13 protein-coding genes and 4 pseudogenes are annotated in these 15,001 nt (G+C 68.6%); 6 read left to right on the top strand and 11 right to left on the bottom strand.

Annotation, left to right across the window (positions count from 1 at the left end; genetic code table 11):
• The first annotated feature begins 270 nt into the window (after positions 1–270).
• Both ACFQ9Z_RS16755 and ACFQ9Z_RS16760 read left to right on the top strand, forming a co-directional pair.
• The gene (locus ACFQ9Z_RS16755; protein ID WP_383017407.1) at positions 271–1,776 is read left to right on the top strand and encodes an ISL3 family transposase; all 1,506 of its coding nucleotides are present in this window, start codon (positions 271–273) and stop codon (positions 1,774–1,776) included.
• A 79-nt stretch (positions 1,777–1,855) separates the two neighbouring features.
• Positions 1,856–2,125: a hypothetical protein gene (locus ACFQ9Z_RS16760; protein WP_383017410.1), complete on the top strand. Its 270-nt coding sequence runs from the start codon at positions 1,856–1,858 to the stop codon at positions 2,123–2,125.
• Positions 2,126–2,501: 376 nt separating this feature from the next.
• Here ACFQ9Z_RS16760 and ACFQ9Z_RS16765 read toward each other — a convergent pair whose 3' ends face one another.
• The 5 genes from ACFQ9Z_RS16765 to ACFQ9Z_RS16785 form a co-directional block, all read right to left on the bottom strand.
• Positions 2,502–2,954, bottom strand: a complete 453-nt coding sequence (locus ACFQ9Z_RS16765) for a hypothetical protein (protein ID WP_383017413.1) — start codon at positions 2,952–2,954, stop codon at positions 2,502–2,504.
• A gap of 355 nt (positions 2,955–3,309) precedes the next feature.
• Positions 3,310–3,549 carry a non-oxidative hydroxyarylic acid decarboxylases subunit D gene (locus ACFQ9Z_RS16770; RefSeq protein ID WP_383017416.1) on the bottom strand — a complete coding sequence of 80 codons (240 nt, stop codon included), beginning with the start codon at positions 3,547–3,549 and terminating at the stop codon, positions 3,310–3,312.
• Positions 3,546–4,967, bottom strand: a complete 1,422-nt coding sequence (locus ACFQ9Z_RS16775; RefSeq protein WP_383017421.1) for a non-oxidative hydroxyarylic acid decarboxylases subunit C — start codon at positions 4,965–4,967, stop codon at positions 3,546–3,548. Before ACFQ9Z_RS16775 ends, ACFQ9Z_RS16770 begins: the two co-directional genes overlap by 4 nt.
• 51 nt (positions 4,968–5,018) lie before the next feature.
• A complete protein-coding gene (locus tag ACFQ9Z_RS16780) occupies positions 5,019–5,630 on the bottom strand; it encodes a UbiX family flavin prenyltransferase (RefSeq protein WP_383017424.1) in 612 nt (203 codons plus the stop codon).
• A 46-nt stretch (positions 5,631–5,676) separates the two neighbouring features.
• Positions 5,677–6,309 carry a UbiX family flavin prenyltransferase gene (locus tag ACFQ9Z_RS16785; protein ID WP_383017427.1) on the bottom strand — a complete coding sequence of 211 codons (633 nt, stop codon included), beginning with the start codon at positions 6,307–6,309 and terminating at the stop codon, positions 5,677–5,679.
• Positions 6,310–6,594: 285 nt separating this feature from the next.
• On the opposite strand from ACFQ9Z_RS16785, the pseudogene ACFQ9Z_RS16790 reads away from it, so the two are divergent.
• Positions 6,595–7,401, top strand: a pseudogene (locus ACFQ9Z_RS16790) (IS256 family transposase); the annotation flags it as partial.
• Here ACFQ9Z_RS16790 and ACFQ9Z_RS16795 read toward each other — a convergent pair.
• A pseudogene (locus ACFQ9Z_RS16795) lies at positions 7,289–7,694 on the bottom strand (DUF4240 domain-containing protein). The pseudogenes ACFQ9Z_RS16790 and ACFQ9Z_RS16795 overlap by 113 nt on opposite strands.
• A 118-nt stretch (positions 7,695–7,812) precedes the next feature.
• Here ACFQ9Z_RS16795 and ACFQ9Z_RS16800 point away from each other — a divergent pair.
• Positions 7,813–8,265, top strand: coding sequence for a hypothetical protein (locus tag ACFQ9Z_RS16800; RefSeq protein ID WP_383017430.1), 453 nt, complete (start codon positions 7,813–7,815; stop codon positions 8,263–8,265).
• 292 nt (positions 8,266–8,557) lie between these two features.
• Positions 8,558–8,710, top strand: a pseudogene (locus ACFQ9Z_RS16805) (sterol-binding protein); the annotation flags it as partial.
• A 57-nt stretch (positions 8,711–8,767) separates the two neighbouring features.
• Here ACFQ9Z_RS16805 and ACFQ9Z_RS16810 read toward each other — a convergent pair.
• Positions 8,768–9,304 carry a hypothetical protein gene (locus tag ACFQ9Z_RS16810; RefSeq protein ID WP_383017433.1) on the bottom strand — a complete coding sequence of 179 codons (537 nt, stop codon included), beginning with the start codon at positions 9,302–9,304 and terminating at the stop codon, positions 8,768–8,770.
• Positions 9,305–9,475: 171 nt separating this feature from the next.
• On the opposite strand from ACFQ9Z_RS16810, the pseudogene ACFQ9Z_RS16815 reads away from it, so the two are divergent.
• A pseudogene (locus ACFQ9Z_RS16815) lies at positions 9,476–10,709 on the top strand (hypothetical protein); the annotation flags it as partial.
• Positions 10,710–10,886: 177 nt separating this feature from the next.
• Here the strand turns inward: ACFQ9Z_RS16815 and ACFQ9Z_RS16820 are convergent.
• The 4 genes from ACFQ9Z_RS16820 to ACFQ9Z_RS16835 form a co-directional block, all read right to left on the bottom strand.
• A complete protein-coding gene (locus ACFQ9Z_RS16820) occupies positions 10,887–11,645 on the bottom strand; it encodes an MIP/aquaporin family protein (RefSeq protein ID WP_383017436.1) in 759 nt (252 codons plus the stop codon).
• An 85-nt stretch (positions 11,646–11,730) separates the two neighbouring features.
• On the bottom strand, positions 11,731–11,853 hold the full coding sequence (locus tag ACFQ9Z_RS16825) for a hypothetical protein (protein ID WP_383017439.1): 123 nt from the start codon (positions 11,851–11,853) through the stop codon (positions 11,731–11,733).
• A 745-nt stretch (positions 11,854–12,598) separates the two neighbouring features.
• A complete protein-coding gene (locus ACFQ9Z_RS16830; RefSeq protein ID WP_383017442.1) occupies positions 12,599–13,969 on the bottom strand; it encodes an MFS transporter in 1,371 nt (456 codons plus the stop codon).
• Positions 13,970–13,992: 23 nt separating this feature from the next.
• Positions 13,993–15,000: a 2Fe-2S iron-sulfur cluster-binding protein gene (locus tag ACFQ9Z_RS16835; protein WP_383017445.1), complete on the bottom strand. Its 1,008-nt coding sequence runs from the start codon at positions 14,998–15,000 to the stop codon at positions 13,993–13,995.
• Position 15,001 lies beyond the last annotated feature (1 nt).

A 15,001-nucleotide genomic window follows, 5' to 3' on the forward strand; every position in this document is an offset into this window, starting at 1 on the left:
TCGGACGGTGCGACCTGCTCTTACCCCTGACGAACCTCTCACCGCCACGGTAAAAAGCCCGGTACTCGAGCCAGCGGCTGCTCTAGGCGAATCAGCGCAGCAGCCTGCGCACAGCACTGCGCAGGGTGAAGGCGCGGGTGAGGCGGGGGAGGGTGTAGGCGCCGAGGACGGGACTGTAAATCGTTCGGGTCTGTTCCGTAGTCGGTGGTGACGGTGAGCGCTCGCCTGTGATCATTGAGCGTGCATGATGTGAACGCGCTTGTGGGAGCGGTGTTTTCGGGGTTGTCGGCGTTGGTCATCGAGGATGTGGCGGACGGTGGCGAGATGGTCCGGGTTTCGGCTCGGACCCGAGATGTTCCCGTTCCCTGTCCAGTGTGCGGGGCGGTGACGGGGAGGGTCCACGGGTATCACGGCCGGACGGTGCGGGATGTGCCGGTCGACGGTCGGCAGGTCGTGGTCCGGGTGAGGATACGACGGCTGGTCTGTCCGGTCCTGGGCTGCAGGCGGCAGACCTTCCGAGAGCAGGTCCCCGGGCTCCTGGAGCGTCATCAGCGCCGCACCACACGTCTGACCGGGCAGCTCTCCGAGCTGGTCAAGGAGTTATGCGGCCGGGCGTCCGCCCGACTCTCCCAATCGCTGGCCGTGCCCGTGTCGTACGCCTCCGCCCTGCGGCTGCTGCGGCGGGTGCCCGTGCCGGCGGTACAGGTCCCGCGGGTGATCGGGGTCGACGACTTCGCCCTGCGGCGCCGGCACAGCTACGCCACGGTCATCATCAACGCCGAGACCGGTGAGCGGATCGAGGTACTGCCCGGCCGCGAAGCCGCCACTTTGGAAGCCTGGCTGCGCGGACATCCGGGCATCGAGGCCGTGTGCCGGGACGGGTCGGCCACCTACGCCGAGGCGGTCCGCCGAGCCCTGCCCGACGCGGTCCAGATCAGCGACCGCTGGCACCTGTGGCACAACCTCGCCGAGGCCGTCCGCAAAGAAGTCGCCGCCCACAGCACCTGCTGGGCGAAAGCGGGCCCGCCCCCGGCCGAGGGGAGACAGGCCGCCACCACCCGCGAGCGCTGGCAGCAGGTCCACGCCCTGCGCGAGCGCGGAGTCGGACTTCTGGAGTGCGCGCGCCGCCTGAACCTGGCTTTCAACACCGTCAAGCGCTACGACCGCGTCGCCGAGCCCGAGCGCCTCATCCGTGCCACCAAGTACCGGCCCACCCTCGTGGATCCCTACCGCGATCACCTGCGCCGACGTCGGCTGGAGAACCCGGCCGTCCCCGTCACCCATCTCCTGAAGGAGATCAGGGGACTGGGCTACACCGGCAGCTCGAACCTGCTCGTCCGCTACATCAACCAGGGACGCGTCGAGGCTGACCGGCCCGCACTCTCGCCCCGGCGCCTCGCCCGCTACCTGCTCACCCGCCCCGACCGCCTCAAGGACCATCAGCGGGAACGAATCGAGGCCGCCCGCACCGCCTGCCACGAGATGACCGCTCTGGCCGACCTCATCCACCGCTTCGCCGTGCTGCTGGATCCCGCCGACGACAATGCCGCCCTGCTGAGCACCTGGATGACCTCGGCCCAGGCCGAGGACTTGCCCCACCTGCATGCCTTCACCCGTGGCCTCGAGAAGGACCGCGCCGCAGTCGATGCCGCCCTCACCCTGCCGCATCACAACGGCGGCACCGAAGGCGTAAACAACAAAACCAAGCTGATCAAGCACCAGATGTACGGCCGCGCAAGCTTCCCCCTCCTCCGCCACCGCATCCTCCTGGGCTGACATCCGCACCCTCCGTCACCACCGACTACGGAACAGACCCAATCGTTCGGTGTAACTCCCGATCATGGAAGATGCATCGATGACCAGTGAGAACGTGGCCGAGCAGGAGACTGTCGAGTCGGCAGCGGCTGTGTCGGCGAAGGCCGTGGACGACCAGCTGATCGACGAGCTGGTGCTGCAGCACCAGCGCAACGGCAAGTGGACCACGCTGAAGACCACGGCGGCCGTCAACAAGAACGGCACCTACACGATCAAACGGACGTTCACCACCAAGGGCACCGAGCAGGTCCGGGTGGCGACCAAGTCCGGCACATTCCGCTCCTCCCTGGTCACCGTGCAGGTCAGCTGACGGTGGGCTGATGCGAATCCGCAGCCAATGACGGCGCATCCGCAGCCACAGCGGGGCTGGGCAGGAAGGTCTCGCCCAGCCCCGCTGTCATGCCGATACACCGGCAGGACGAACCTCGGCGGACTCGTGTGATCGCAAGCGGCACGGCCCCCTGGCTCGGCGCGCGAGAACGTCGTGTACAAAGCCACCCGCCGACCGGGCCCCTATTCGTTGGGCCACGCGATGGGCTCTGCTTCACCGCCGTCGACCGGGGCGCCGACCTGCCGTGGTCGGCCTTCGTAGTCGCTGGACGGTGCCGATGATCTCGTCCCAGGGTGCCGCAGCAGCCCAAACCGATGCCCCGGGAGCTGGCGCTCTCCGGGTACCGCTCGTGGTGTCAGATCAGGTTGGGCTTCTCCTCGAGGAAGAAGACGAAGCCGGAGACGGTGATGAAGGCGCCGCCGCGGAGACCGCGCACGCCGAGGGGGCGGCGCCCAGGTACAGGACGATGGCGCCCCTTCCCGGGATCCCAGTTCCCCCGCACGCTGCCGTCGAGCAGCGGGTTGAAGAAGGTCTCGGCGGCTTGGGCTGCCTCTGGGAAGGTGCGGCATCCCTGGAGCCCGATGACCAGTGCCGCAGCAGCGGGGTAGTACCTGGGCCAGGCTGCTCCGGGAGCCTCGAAGTTCTTGGGCAGATCGAGGTCGACGCCTCGTTGACGGCGCAGTTCGGCTTCCTGGTGTACGGCCTGGTAGACCGTGGGTCCGTCGACCGTCTCCTGCTGGCTGATCAGCAGCAGGTCGGCCAGGTCGCGGTAGCGGCTGGAGCCCTCGTCGCCGTGACGTTCATACACTTCGTCGTGCGCGACGACAGAAGCGGACGGCTGCTCGCACCCCCGGGGAGCCGAGTGCGCTGTGGGTTCGCTACCAGTCCTGACCTTCTTGCGCGGGCGCCGTCCATGGGCCCCGTGACAGTGATCGGCACCAAGGACAGTCCATTTCCGCCCAGCCCTCGCGACGATCGACGTCGAGGCGATAGGCGTCCGCCGGCCGGCGACGGCCGAAGAGTGGATTGACGAGGAAGAACCCAGCCGTCGTCAGAAGGGCACGACTCACGCGACACAGGCGCTTGTGGAGGCGTCCGCGGCGCGGGCCCTTCATCTCGTCAGTCACCGACGCCACGTCCCGGTGGCCGGTGGGTGCGGTCGGTTAGGCCTGGCGGCGGGGTGGTACGGGCGGGATGGCCGCCAGGGCGGGGATATCAGCCGGATCGATCTTGAAGGCGGCCGGGTAGGTGGCCGGATCGGTGGCCTGGGTGGGTTCGGTGGAGCGCCAGCTGTAGATGCAGGTGCTGCAGACGTACATGACCCAGCGATCGGGCACGGGCGAGGTGGTCAGGACGCGGACGGTGTCGGTGTCGCAGCGGGGGCAGACAGACGTGTTGGTCACGGCAGCAGTCCTTTGAGGAGGGTCTCCCATCGGGCGGTGGTGTGCGGCTGGTCGACCAGCTGGGAGTAGTGGCCACGTGTCTCCGGGGCGATGGGCGTAGTGGCGTCGAGGACGACTTTGTGGGTGATGCCAGCCGGTTCGGAGCTCGGGTCCAAGGCCAGGACGGAGGCGTTGGGGATGAGGACGGTGTCGTGGAGAGGGTGGTAGCGCACCGACAGGGCCCACATGACCTGGGGGAGGTCGAAGGGGTCGACGGTCTCGTCGACCATGATCACAACTTTGCAGTAGGCCAGGCCGTGGGGGGTGGCCATGACGCGCATGCCGACCGCCTTGGCGTGGCCGCCGAAACGCTGCTTGACCGACACGATGGCCACCAGGCCCTGGGTGTACATGGCGTTGACCGCCACGACCTCGGGGAAGTCGGCCTTGAGCTGCCGGTACAGCGGGACGCTGGTGTTCAGGGCGAGGGTGTAGTCCATCTCCGTCCACGGCATGCCGAGGTAGAGATGCTCGAAGATAGGGTTGGTGCGGTGGCTGACCCGGGTGATGCGGATGATCGGCTGGCTGCGCGCACCGGAGTAGTAGCCGGTGAATTCGCCGAAGGGGCCCTCGATCTCCCGCTTGCCACAGATGATCTCGCCCTCTACCACGACTTCGGAGCCCCAGGGTACGTCCAGGCCGGTCAGGGGTGCGGTGGTGATGCGGTAGGGGGCGCCTTGGATGGCGGCGGCCATCTCGTATTCGGACTGGTCGTAGGCCAGGGGCATGCCGCCGACGGTGGTGATGACGGGTTCGTTGCCGATGGCGATGGCGATGGGGAGGTTTTCGCCGCGCTCTTCGGCCTTTTGCAGGTGCAGGCCGATGTCGTGGGCGGCCAGCGGTTGGATGCCCAGGCGGGCCTTGTCTTTGACCTGGATGCGGTAGATGCCGGCGTTCTGCTTGCCGAAGTGCTCCGGGTCGTCCGGATCACGGCTGATCACGACGGCCTTGTCGATGTAGCAGCCGACGTCGTAGTTGTTGAGGCGGAAAAGCGGCAGAAGTTGGAAGAGGTCGATGTCCTCGGTCAGCGTGTGCTCCTGCCAGGGGGCGTGGTTCTGGCGTTCGATGGGGCCGGGGAAGTTGTCCCAGCGCTTGGCGAACTCGAAGAACTGCTCCTTGACGGGGGTGTCCTTGTCGAGGCCGAGCATGAGGGCGTGGTTGGGCCAGGAGCCGACCATGTTCAAAGCGACCCGGCCTTGGCCCGGCTGGTAGCCGTCGATGTTGTCGAACAGCAGCGCCGGCCCGCGGTCAGTCAGGTTCGACATGGCCCTGCAAGCGGCGCCGAGGTCCGGTTCCAAGCTCACTTGCTCGGAGTAGGTGAGCAGTTGACCGTTGTTGTCGAGCGTGGTGAGGAATTCGCGCAGATCGGCGTAGGCCACGGTGGGCTCCTCCTTTAGGACGGCAAACGGATCTGCTTGACCACGCGAGCCTCAGCCGTTGGATGGCTGTGGCGCGACCGCGCAGGCATCGGCAGCGGAAGCGGCGCGCATGCCCGTCCAGCGGCGCGCGGTGGGCAGGTGCAGACCGAACTGGTCGAGAGTGCGGACCACGATGTGCTCCACGACGTCGTCAAGTCCCGAGGGATGGTTGTAGAAGGCCGGCACCGGTGGCAGCACCGTGGCCCCCATTCGTGAGAGGGCCAGCAGGTTCTCCAGATGGATCGTGGACAAAGGTGTTTCCCGGGCGACGAGGACCAGCCGACGACGCTCCTTCAGCGTCACGTCTGCCGCCCGGGTCACCAGCCCGGAGCCATAGCCGGTGCGGATTCCGGCAACTGTCTTCATGCTGCACGGCACGACCATCATGCCGTCCGTGGCAAACGAGCCACTGGAGATCACCGCGCCTTGGTCCTGCGGCTGGTGGCACACGGTGGCCAGAGCCATCACCGACTGCGCGGTGTAGTCGGTTTCCTGGGCGATGGTCGCCCGGGCCCAGCGCGTCATCACCAAGTGCGTCTCCACACCCAGTTCGCGCAGTACCTGCAGCATGCGTACGCCGATGATGGCCCCGGTGGCGCCAGTCATCCCTATGACGAGCCGCATTCGACGCCTCCGTGTCCCGTCTGGGCAGCCACTGGACGTCGGCCTGCTACCGCGCCTGGGCGTGCTCGCGGTGCGCCGTCGTGTCCGAACCGTCCCACTGGTAGCGGTCGGTGCGGGGAAGGTTGAGGAACTGCATCACGCGTTCGACGAACTCGTCCTGCAACTGAGCCAGAGTCTCCGGCACGTTGTAGTAGGTGGGGATCATCGGGAAAACGGTCGCCCCGGCCTCGGTGACGGCGACCATGTTGCGCAGCTGGATCAGGTTCAGCGGTGTTTCCCTCAGACACAGCACCAGCGTGCGGCGCTGTTTCAGCGCCACATCCGCGGCGCGTTCAATGAGGTCTTCCGCCTGGCCCTGGGCGATCCGTCCGAGCACGCCGGCCGCGCACGGCAAGATGATCATCATGTCGTTCGGGTAGCTGCCGCTAGTCACCGGTCCAGCCATGTCAGCCGGGTCCAGGAGTCGCACCTTCGGTGACGTCGCCTCCAGCGCCTGGACCACCGCGTCGGGGTCTTCGCTGGTCTGGAACTCGAAGGCCACCAGTTTGCGGCCGTTGACCGACACCAGAAGATCGATATGGCCGATCCGGTCGTCACGCTGCAGCGCGGCGAGCAGCCGCTTGGTCACACCGGTACCGCCCGCTCCCGTCACGGCCACCGTGACGTTGTGCTGGGTCATGCCATCTCCTTCGTGACGCATCGCCAACTGCCGTGTGCCACCAACGATCAGGCACCGGGCTGCGGCCGGTACCGATGACACCCGGCCGCCGCGCTGGTTGTGGCCTGGCGGTACGCACGTCCGATCGTTACCGCGCCCGCAGCCGGCCGAACCCAAGCTCACCCTGTCAGCGGATTCTCATCGTGCAGGCCGAAGCGGAAACGGCCGAGCAATGCTCAGATCCTGTGGATCACTCCTGACGGAAGGAGGCGTACCTTCCCGATGGATCGATGGCCGAGTTGACCGGCGGCGACGGCCACCCGGCTGACGACTCAGTGGCAGGCCGACCACGCCGCCTTCATGGACCGCGACCTCGCAGAGGTCGACTACGTCTACGGGTGGGCCGACGGTATCCACCTCAACGTCCGCCTGGAGGAGGCCAGAGCCTGCGTGCTGGTGCTCATCGGGGTCCGCGCCGACGGCTCCAAGGAGCTGGTCGCCCTCAAGGACGGCTACCGTGAATCGGGCGAGTCGTGGGCTGACCTGCTGCGGGACTGCGCCCGCCGGGGCATGCGCGCCCCGGTGCTCGCGGTCGGGGACGGCGCCCTGGGCTTTTGGAAGGCGCTGGCCGAGGTGTTCCCCGAAACCCGTGAGCAGAGGTGCTGGGTTCACAAAACGGCCAACGTCCTCGACTCCATGCCGAAGTCCGCGCAGCCGGGCGCGAAGAAGGCCATGCAGGACATCTACAACGCCGAGGACCGCGACCATGCCGAGGCGGCGATCTGGACGTTCGCCCAGCTCTACGGCGCGAAGTTCCCCAAGGCCGTCAAAAAGATCACCGACGACGAGGCCGAACTGCTGGCCTTCTACGACTTCCCGGCCGAGCACTGGATCCACCTGCGGACCACGAACCCCATTGAGTCGACCTTCTCCACCGTCCGGCTGCGGACCAAGGTCACCCGCGGGGCCGGCTCCCGCACCGCCGCCCTGGCCATGGTCTTCAAGCTCGTCGAGTCCGCCCGGCAGCCGTGGCGGGCCGTGAATGCGCCCCACCTCGTCGCCCTCGTCCGCGCCGGAGCCCGCTTCGAACGAGGACACCTCGTTGAACGCCCCGAAGCCCACGCGGCCTCCTGGATCGCTCGAACGTGGCCTGGCCCAGACCGACTGCCCACAGACGGAAGTAGCAGAAGCCGTCATCCGAGCACCAGCCGCCGAAGATCGGCGGCAGCCCGAAGATCCCAGGTGAACGCCTGCTCGCACAGACGGTCAAGGCAAGCCTGGAACCCCACGATCTCCTTCACGGGCCTTCGCGCGAGCTCGTCCTTCAACCACGCCAGCCGCTCAGCCCTGACGTGAGCCTTCGACCGGCATTCCTCGATGATCTCCCAGAAGGAGTCGTTGTCCACGGCGGCACTATGGCTGGCGCCTATGACAGACCGAGGGCAGCGGGTGAAAGAGCAGCATGGTCACTGGTCGCAATACCCGTTGCCGGCACTCAGCTCGGCAGGCTGCCACCATTCTGAGATGGCCCACGACGTCGTGTTCTTCCTCGCTCCGGACGACGAGAGTGCCGCTGCGACGCGCCGACAGGGACCTGGTCCGGCGTTTGAGTCTGTGACCTGCCGTTTCATAGAGCCGGACAGTGCCATCGCGGAGTGGGACATGTACTTCGAGGAGCCCGCGGCCGAGCTCCCGCCGATCGAGCAGCTCCTTGCATGGCCGTGGCCGGAGTGGGTCACTGCCCCCTTGAACGATGGTGTTGAGGTGTTCGCTCTGCCGCCGCGGTTGATCCGGGCATTGGCCGACGCCACCTCCGTTGAGCTTGAGGAGCTGGCAGATCGCTGGACCGCGAGGCTCAGGTCCGCCGACGGGGACGAAATGACCGACGACGATCTGCTGGCGGTCCTGCAGGCAGTGTCCCGGCTTGCGGCGTCTGCGGTGACCACGGGCGGCGGCCTCTACAGCTGGAGCTTCTGACCGTCCGGTGAACCTCTTCTTGGGCGGCGGCGTCGCCGTTTCTGGCTGGGCGAGCCAGGAAAATGACACGGCGCTGGGAATCCAGCACATGACATGGCGTGGGAAGTCCAAGAACCGTCGAGGTCAGAGGTGCGGCAGATGGCACGGGTCGCGGGAACCTACATCTCCTCTTTTCGGCGCTGGCCCACAGCGGCCGGGGCGATGAAGCTGCCGCAGGTGCCGCTTGCGTCCGTTGCCGGCTGAGTTGTGGTCCGGCCTGTCGGGGCCTGCCATCGAGTGTGGAGCGGTTACGGACTGCACCATCCTCATCGAGCCGGTCACGTTTCTCCTGATGGCGCTCGGGCGCCGGGGCCAGTGGGGTCCCCTCGCTCAGGGCCGCATCCTGGTCGGGGGGCGCAAGCCCTGGCTCGCTCCGCGTTTCCCGGCTTTGTTCAAGGCGCCCTGAGCGCGACGGGCCGCGGCGGCCCGACGGTGGCTGCCTGTGGTCGTACGGGCTCAGTGGTCACCCGGGTTCGGGGGCGGTGCCGGCCGGGGCGGCGCCGAGGAGGCCGAGGAGGGTCTCGCGGTGGAGGTCCGCGATCGGGCCGAGGAAGTCCGGGTGGCGCAGCAGGGGGGCCGCGCGGTGGTCGCGCGGGCTGGGGATGGTCAGCCGGCGCGCGTCGCCCACGCTGTCGGGGCCGTGGTGGGTGGCGGCCAGGCAGGCGGCGGCCAGGGCGGCGAGGTCGGCGTCGGCCAGCAGACAGGCCGCCCAGCTGACGACGGTCTCGTCGACCTGGGTGCGCCAGGCGTGGGTGGCGTCCGTCAGCGGGGGTGCGTCGGCGCCGGTGACGAAGTCCAGCCGGCCGGAGCCGCCGGGGCCGAGCAGGTCCAGCAGTTCGGCGTCCAGCGCGGTGGGGTAGCGCAGGGCGGCGGCGATGGTGGCCGCATGGCCTGCCTGGGCTTCGGCCAGGGCCTGGTTCAGCGGGCCGGTGGCCGGGGGGAAGGCCGCCAGCAGCCAGCGTGCGGAGGCGGCGATGACGGGCGAGAGCGCGGTGGGCATGGTCGACCGTCCTGTGCGTATACCCGCCTGTCCTGGGTGTTCCGGTGTGGGTGATCCGGTCGCGGGCACTGCGCGCCCGGGCGGGGAGGTGCGGACAACGGTACGGCGGCCTCCCCCGAGGGCGACAGGAGCTACGTCACAGCCGGGGTCGGTGGGGCCTGGCCGGGCGCGGTCACCGCGGCGGCGCGCGAGCGCTACGGCCTGCCCGCCGCGCTGTCGCACGAGGAACGGCTCGCCGGGCGGCTGCCGGAGGGGCACAAGGTCATGAAGCAGCTCCAGCGCGCCGAGTGGAAGCTGACCAAGCGGGGTCTGGGACCGTGGGCGCGGATCAACCGTCCCGCCCACGGCGGGCGGCGGCAGTGCGTGCAGCTGTGCATCCCCTCCTGGCGCGCCCTCGATGGCCGCGCGTGGGGCCATGCCGCGCAGCTGGAGCCCGCGGAGCTGGCGCAGGTTTGGGTGTGTACGCCACGCGGGTGATGACACCGGTGGGGTCCACGGCTGTAACCGGCCTGCAGCTGATGACCACGCTGAACCCGCCCACCCGCGCCAGCGCCCCGGACGCCGACGGCAGAAGGCACACCGGACACCGTCCCGGCTCGCTGGGCACCCAGCCGGTGGACCCGGCCCCGTGCGAGGCGCCCGACGGACACCCCGTCCTCGCCGACCTTCCCCGCTTCCATGTGCGCGGCCCCGACGAGCGGCTGTTCGAGGAAGCCTATGACTGGGCGCGGGATCTCACCGACGAGGAGTGCATGAAGCGCCACCTGGTCGGCATCGACGTCAACCTTGCCTTCGGCGCGGCCGCCAACGGCGCCGTTGTCGACCTCGCGTCGCCGCCCGTGCACGTCACCGACCCGGCGTTCGACGCGGCGCTGCCCGGCTCCTGGCTGGTCGACCTCTTTCACGTCGACCTGAACCGGGTGAAGGTCGGCAAGCAGTGACGCCATCAAGATGACCGTCAAGGGCGGCATCGGCAAGCTGCAGGAGAAGGCCCGCGGCGGCGGCTGGAAACCGGGACAGGCGTGGCCCGCCCTCGCCCGGCCGACGTGGCGACCGGACATCCGCGCCGCGGTCATCTCCCGGGCCCGGATCAACATGCACCGCAAGATGGTCGCCCTCGCCGCGGCCACCGGCCGGTACCCGGTCGCGGTCCTCTCGGACTGCGCCGTGTACGCCGCCGACGGGCCCAGCCCGCTCGACGTCCTGCCCTACGACGCCGACGGCAAGACCGTCCCCGGCTCCTTCCGGCTCGGCGTCTCCCCCGGGATGGTCAAGCACGAGGGCACCCAGAGCGTGCTGTGGGGCGCCGACGTCCTCGAGCAGCTCGCAGGCGACGGCCATGTCGCCAACCTCGCCCGGTGCGTGCAAGACCGGCGAGGTCACCGCCAAGGACACCGGAGAGTAGAAGCAAGGGGGGCAGGGGTCGATGGTCACGATCGGCGAAGAACTCGACAAGGCGGTCCTCGGCGCGTTCACGCGCCGCCAGGCGGGCGCCCCAGCTTGGACGAAGCAGCAGGTCATTGGGTTGCCATCAGCATGGGGGCTCGGCCTCCGGTGTGAGGTAGCCGAGAACGGGATGCCGTCAGCGTTGCGAAGGCCCGGCTTCAGGCTTTCGTCCGGGCGGCGGTGTGGAAGGTCGAGGTTGGGCAACGAACAGATAGACCGCGGCGGCGGCGACGGCACCGATCACGGGACCGACCCAGTACAGCCAGAACTCCTGCCACGGCGTATGGCCGCCGAAAATAGTCGTGGCCGCGTAGGGTCCGAAGGTGCGCGCAGGGTTGACCGAGCCGCTGCTGATGGGGCCGATGGCCATGATCTCGCAGGCCACCACCAGGCCGATGACCAGCCCGGCCCAGCCCGTCGGTGCACGCGCGTCCACGACCAACGCCATTATGGTGAGCAGCAGCAGCGCGGTTCCCAGTGCCTCGGCCACGCCAGCCTGCAGGTAAGTATGGCCGGGTTGGACCACTGTGCCGCCGGAGACGTTGGCGGTCAGGGCGGGCGGGCCGAAGATCACGTTGACCAGCAAGCCGCCAACGAGCGCCCCGCCCAGTTGGGCGACGACGTAAGGGACGACTTCCCTCCGGGGGAAGCGTCGTATCGCGGCCAGCGCGATGGTCACCGCTGGGTTGATGTGCGCCCCGGAGACGGGGCCGAACACGTAGACGACAGCGGCGATAACGAAAGCGAACGAGAGGCCGATGATCCCTATCGCGGCGTAGCCCAGCTCCCCCCTGCCGACCACCAAGGCGGCTACGAACGAGCCCGCCCCGAAGATCACCAGTAGCGCGGTACCGATCGCCTCCGCGGCCAACCGCCGCCACAGCTCCATGGTCATGAACGCTCACCCCGGTAGCTCGAACGCGCCAGGGGTGCACGGCCGACGGCAGGGGCATTGGCCGTGCACGGCTGGCTCCATCGGATCAGGCGGCCGTTTCGTACGGCCTGAGCACGACCTTCGAGTAGCCGTATTTCTGCTTGTCGAACCGCTTGTAGGCAGCGAGGGCGAGAAGTCGGTGCCGCGCCACCGTGTGCCCTACAGCCACAGCCCGTGTCCACGCCGATGACCGCGCTACCGCCGTGCGCCTGCCCCATCCACCGCAAGGCCGGTGCAGTCAGGTGAACGGACACGGCGGACACGAGGCCGATGAAGCCCGCGCCCAGGCGTGCACGGACGAGAGGCACAGGGCCTCGCCCCAGCCCTGCAAGTGCTCGATGGGACCATCCCCGCAGGCGCGGGGAGCACCGCCCGAACCACTTCTGAGTCACGTGCGTCTCGGGACCATACCCGGCCACGGCTCACTGCCACAGCCGTCCACGTCGACCGCAGCGATCCGCTGCGGATTGCGTACAGAGCGGGGACGGACAGCTCCGGGAGTGACCGGTAGGCCCCGGCCGGAGCGTTCCGGCCGGGGCCTTCCTCGTCGGGCCGGCTGCGTCGTGCGTCGACGGGCTGGCGGATCATTCTTCGGGGCTGGTGCGGGTCGCGGTCAGGTCTTCCTCAAGGGGCAGTGATGCGGGCGCGGCACTTCACGCACTCGTCGAGTTGGAATCGTTCTACACGAGCACAGGCTGCACCTCGCCCTGCACCGCGCAGCACCCCTGCGGCCAGCCTCGAATCGATCGCCGAGCCCGGCCGACTCGACCAGCTGGACATCCATCGACGTGATCGACTCGGCGGCGTCCTTCACGAGTACACACACGCGGCCCAACCTGCCCGGGCGTAATAATCGGCACGCACACCGTGTGCAGGGGACGGCACGAGCCAGCACGGCCTCCCGGCCTCCGGGGTCAGGCTGTCTTGAGTTGCTTCGCGCGGTGTCCGAGGTACAGGACGATCAGACCGCACAGCGCGGTGGGGCCCGCAAGGATCAGGAACAGCTGCTCGTGGCCCATGCCGCCGGCCAGCATGCCTCCGACGATCAGCGGGCCGACGATGCCGCCGACGCGGCCGATGCCCAACGCCCAGCCGACACCGGTGGAGCGTACTTCTTCGGGATAGAAGGCCGCAGCGAGTGCGATGACGCTCTTCTGGCCGCCGCTAACGGCGCAGCCGACCAGGAAGATCGCCGCCAGGACCATCCAGACCGGCGAACCCAGCACCAGGCCCATGAGGACCAGGAAGCCGCAGCCGACGAAGTAGAGGGTGCCCAGGGAGCCGTAGGCGCCGAGCCGGTCCATCGCGGGCCCGACCACGAAGGCGATCACGATGCCGCCGATGGTCGTCATGGACGCGGCGGTCGCCAGGGTGCCGGCGGAGTAGCCGCGATCGGCGAGGATGGTCGGCATCCAGCTCTGCAGGCCGTAGAACAACGCCAGGTTGATCGCGAAGACGACCCACAGCAGGACCGTGCCGAGCAGCTGGCGGCCCGAGAGCAGCTCGGTGACCTTGACCCGCTTGCCAGGGCCGGCGCTTTCCGCCTCGACCTGCGCCTTGTCCGTCTCCGGCAGCGTCCGGTCGATCCGGCGGCACAGGGCGTACGCCTTGGCGTTTTCCCCGCGGCGCAGCAGATAGGAGATCGACTCGGGCAGCTGCCGGACCAGTACGAGGAGCAGGGCCAGGGGCAGCACGGCGCCGGCGACGAAGACCGAGCGCCATCCGTGGGCGGGGATGAGCCAGTCGGCGACGTAGTTGGCGACCACGAACCCGAGTGAGAAACCGCAGTAGATCGCCAGGACCAGGCTGGCCCGCAGCCGCTTGGGGCTGTACTCGGCGGTGAGCGCGATGGTGCTGGGGGTGGCCGCGCCGAGGCCTATTCCGGTGATCACCCGCATGATCATGAGCTGGTCGGGATTCTGCGCCCACACCGAGACCAGTGTCGAGAGCGAGAAGACTGCGACTCCCGCCATGACGAGCCGCTTGTGGCCGAACTTGTCGGAGAGCGGGGCCAGCAGCAGATAGCCGATCATCAGGCCGACCAGTGCGGCCGAGAAGATCGTGGCCATGGTGCCCTTGGAGACACCCCAGTCGTGGGTGATGGCCGGGGCCATGTAGTTGATCGCCTGGGTGTCGAACCCGTCGAGCAGCATGATCAGCCCGCACAGCAGCACGGTACGGAGTTGGAAACCGCCCGGGCGGCGTCCGTCGATGAAGCCGGGGAGCCTGAGCGGCCCCTGCGGGTCCGCTACGGCGGCGGACGGGGATGAAGTGGTTTTGGACATAATGCACTCCACATGGAGAAGGGTTACTCGACTCTGGCGAGGGCTCCCGCGGCCGAGACGAACGCATCGGAGTGGAACCGGTCAGGAGTCACATCGCGCTCGCGCGCCAGCTCCTGGGCGGCGGTTCGGGTCATTGCTTCGCTGCCACAGGCGTAGATGTGGTGGCTGCTCAGGTCGGGATGGTCCGCGATCGCGGCTGCTTGTACCCAACCGGTGGCGCCTTCCCAGCCGGTGTGCGGCTGGGAGAGCACGGGGGTGAACCGCAGCCATGGGTGGCGCCGGGTCCAGGCTTGGAGGGTGGTGCGGGCGTAGAGATCCTCGAGGGTGTGGGCGCCCCAGTAGAGGTGGATCGGGCGGGTCAGGCGCCGGGCGATGTGGTCGAGGATGATCGACCGCATGGGGGCGAATCCGGTGCCGGTGGCGAGCAGGAGGAGGGGCCCGTCGCCGTCCTCGACGAAGAACTCGCCGAAGGGCGCCTCGATTTCCACGGTGTCGTGGAACTCCAGCTGCTGCAGGATCCGGGCTGAGAACACGCCGTTTGGTTCGTGCCGGACGTGCAGCTGGGCGAGGTCGTTGTGCTGGGGTGCATTGGCCAGCGAGTACGACCGGGTGTCGCCGTCGTCGAGGATGACGTTGAGGAACTGGCCGGCCTGGAAGGGCGTCCGCCGGCCGATGGGGTAGCGCAGGTCGAGGACGGTGACGCCGGGGGCGACCTGGCGGCGCCGGTACACCGTTGTGGTCAGCCGCTTGCGCACCGGCGGGGTCCGTGCCGCGATCCGGCGCGGCGCGATCTCGATATCGCCGGTTGGCTGTGCCCGGCAGAGCCGGACCTCGGCTGGGCCGCAGACGGAACCACTGCCTGGCATGTCCAGCGGGCCTGCCGTCACCGAGCCGAGGCAGGTGTCGCACACGCCCTTGCGACAGGAGTACGGAATCGCCCAACCGGCCTCCTCGGCGGCGTCCAGGATGTTCTGCCCCGGCTCGCAGCCGAAGGCGATATCAGAGCCGCGGACACTGATGGTGAAGGTCATC

Origin of the sequence: Streptomyces sp. NPDC056580 (genome assembly GCF_042793175.1) — a bacterium.
Classification (GTDB): Bacteria; Actinomycetota; Actinomycetes; order Streptomycetales; family Streptomycetaceae; genus Streptomyces.

Excerpts from the sequence above, each read along its gene's own strand:
- ACFQ9Z_RS16760 (WP_383017410.1), top strand. The coding sequence starts at position 1,856 with ATGACCAGTGAGAACGTGGCCGAGCAGGAGACTGTCGAGTCGGCAGCG.
- ACFQ9Z_RS16780 (WP_383017424.1), bottom strand. The coding sequence starts at position 5,630 with ATGCGGCTCGTCATAGGGATGACTGGCGCCACCGGGGCCATCATCGGC.
- ACFQ9Z_RS16785 (WP_383017427.1), bottom strand. The coding sequence starts at position 6,309 with ATGACCCAGCACAACGTCACGGTGGCCGTGACGGGAGCGGGCGGTACC.
- ACFQ9Z_RS16800 (WP_383017430.1), top strand. The coding sequence starts at position 7,813 with ATGGCCCACGACGTCGTGTTCTTCCTCGCTCCGGACGACGAGAGTGCC.
- ACFQ9Z_RS16810 (WP_383017433.1), bottom strand. The coding sequence starts at position 9,304 with ATGCCCACCGCGCTCTCGCCCGTCATCGCCGCCTCCGCACGCTGGCTG.
- ACFQ9Z_RS16820 (WP_383017436.1), bottom strand. The coding sequence starts at position 11,645 with ATGACCATGGAGCTGTGGCGGCGGTTGGCCGCGGAGGCGATCGGTACC.
- ACFQ9Z_RS16830 (WP_383017442.1), bottom strand. The coding sequence starts at position 13,969 with ATGTCCAAAACCACTTCATCCCCGTCCGCCGCCGTAGCGGACCCGCAG.
- ACFQ9Z_RS16835 (WP_383017445.1), bottom strand. The coding sequence starts at position 15,000 with ATGACCTTCACCATCAGTGTCCGCGGCTCTGATATCGCCTTCGGCTGC.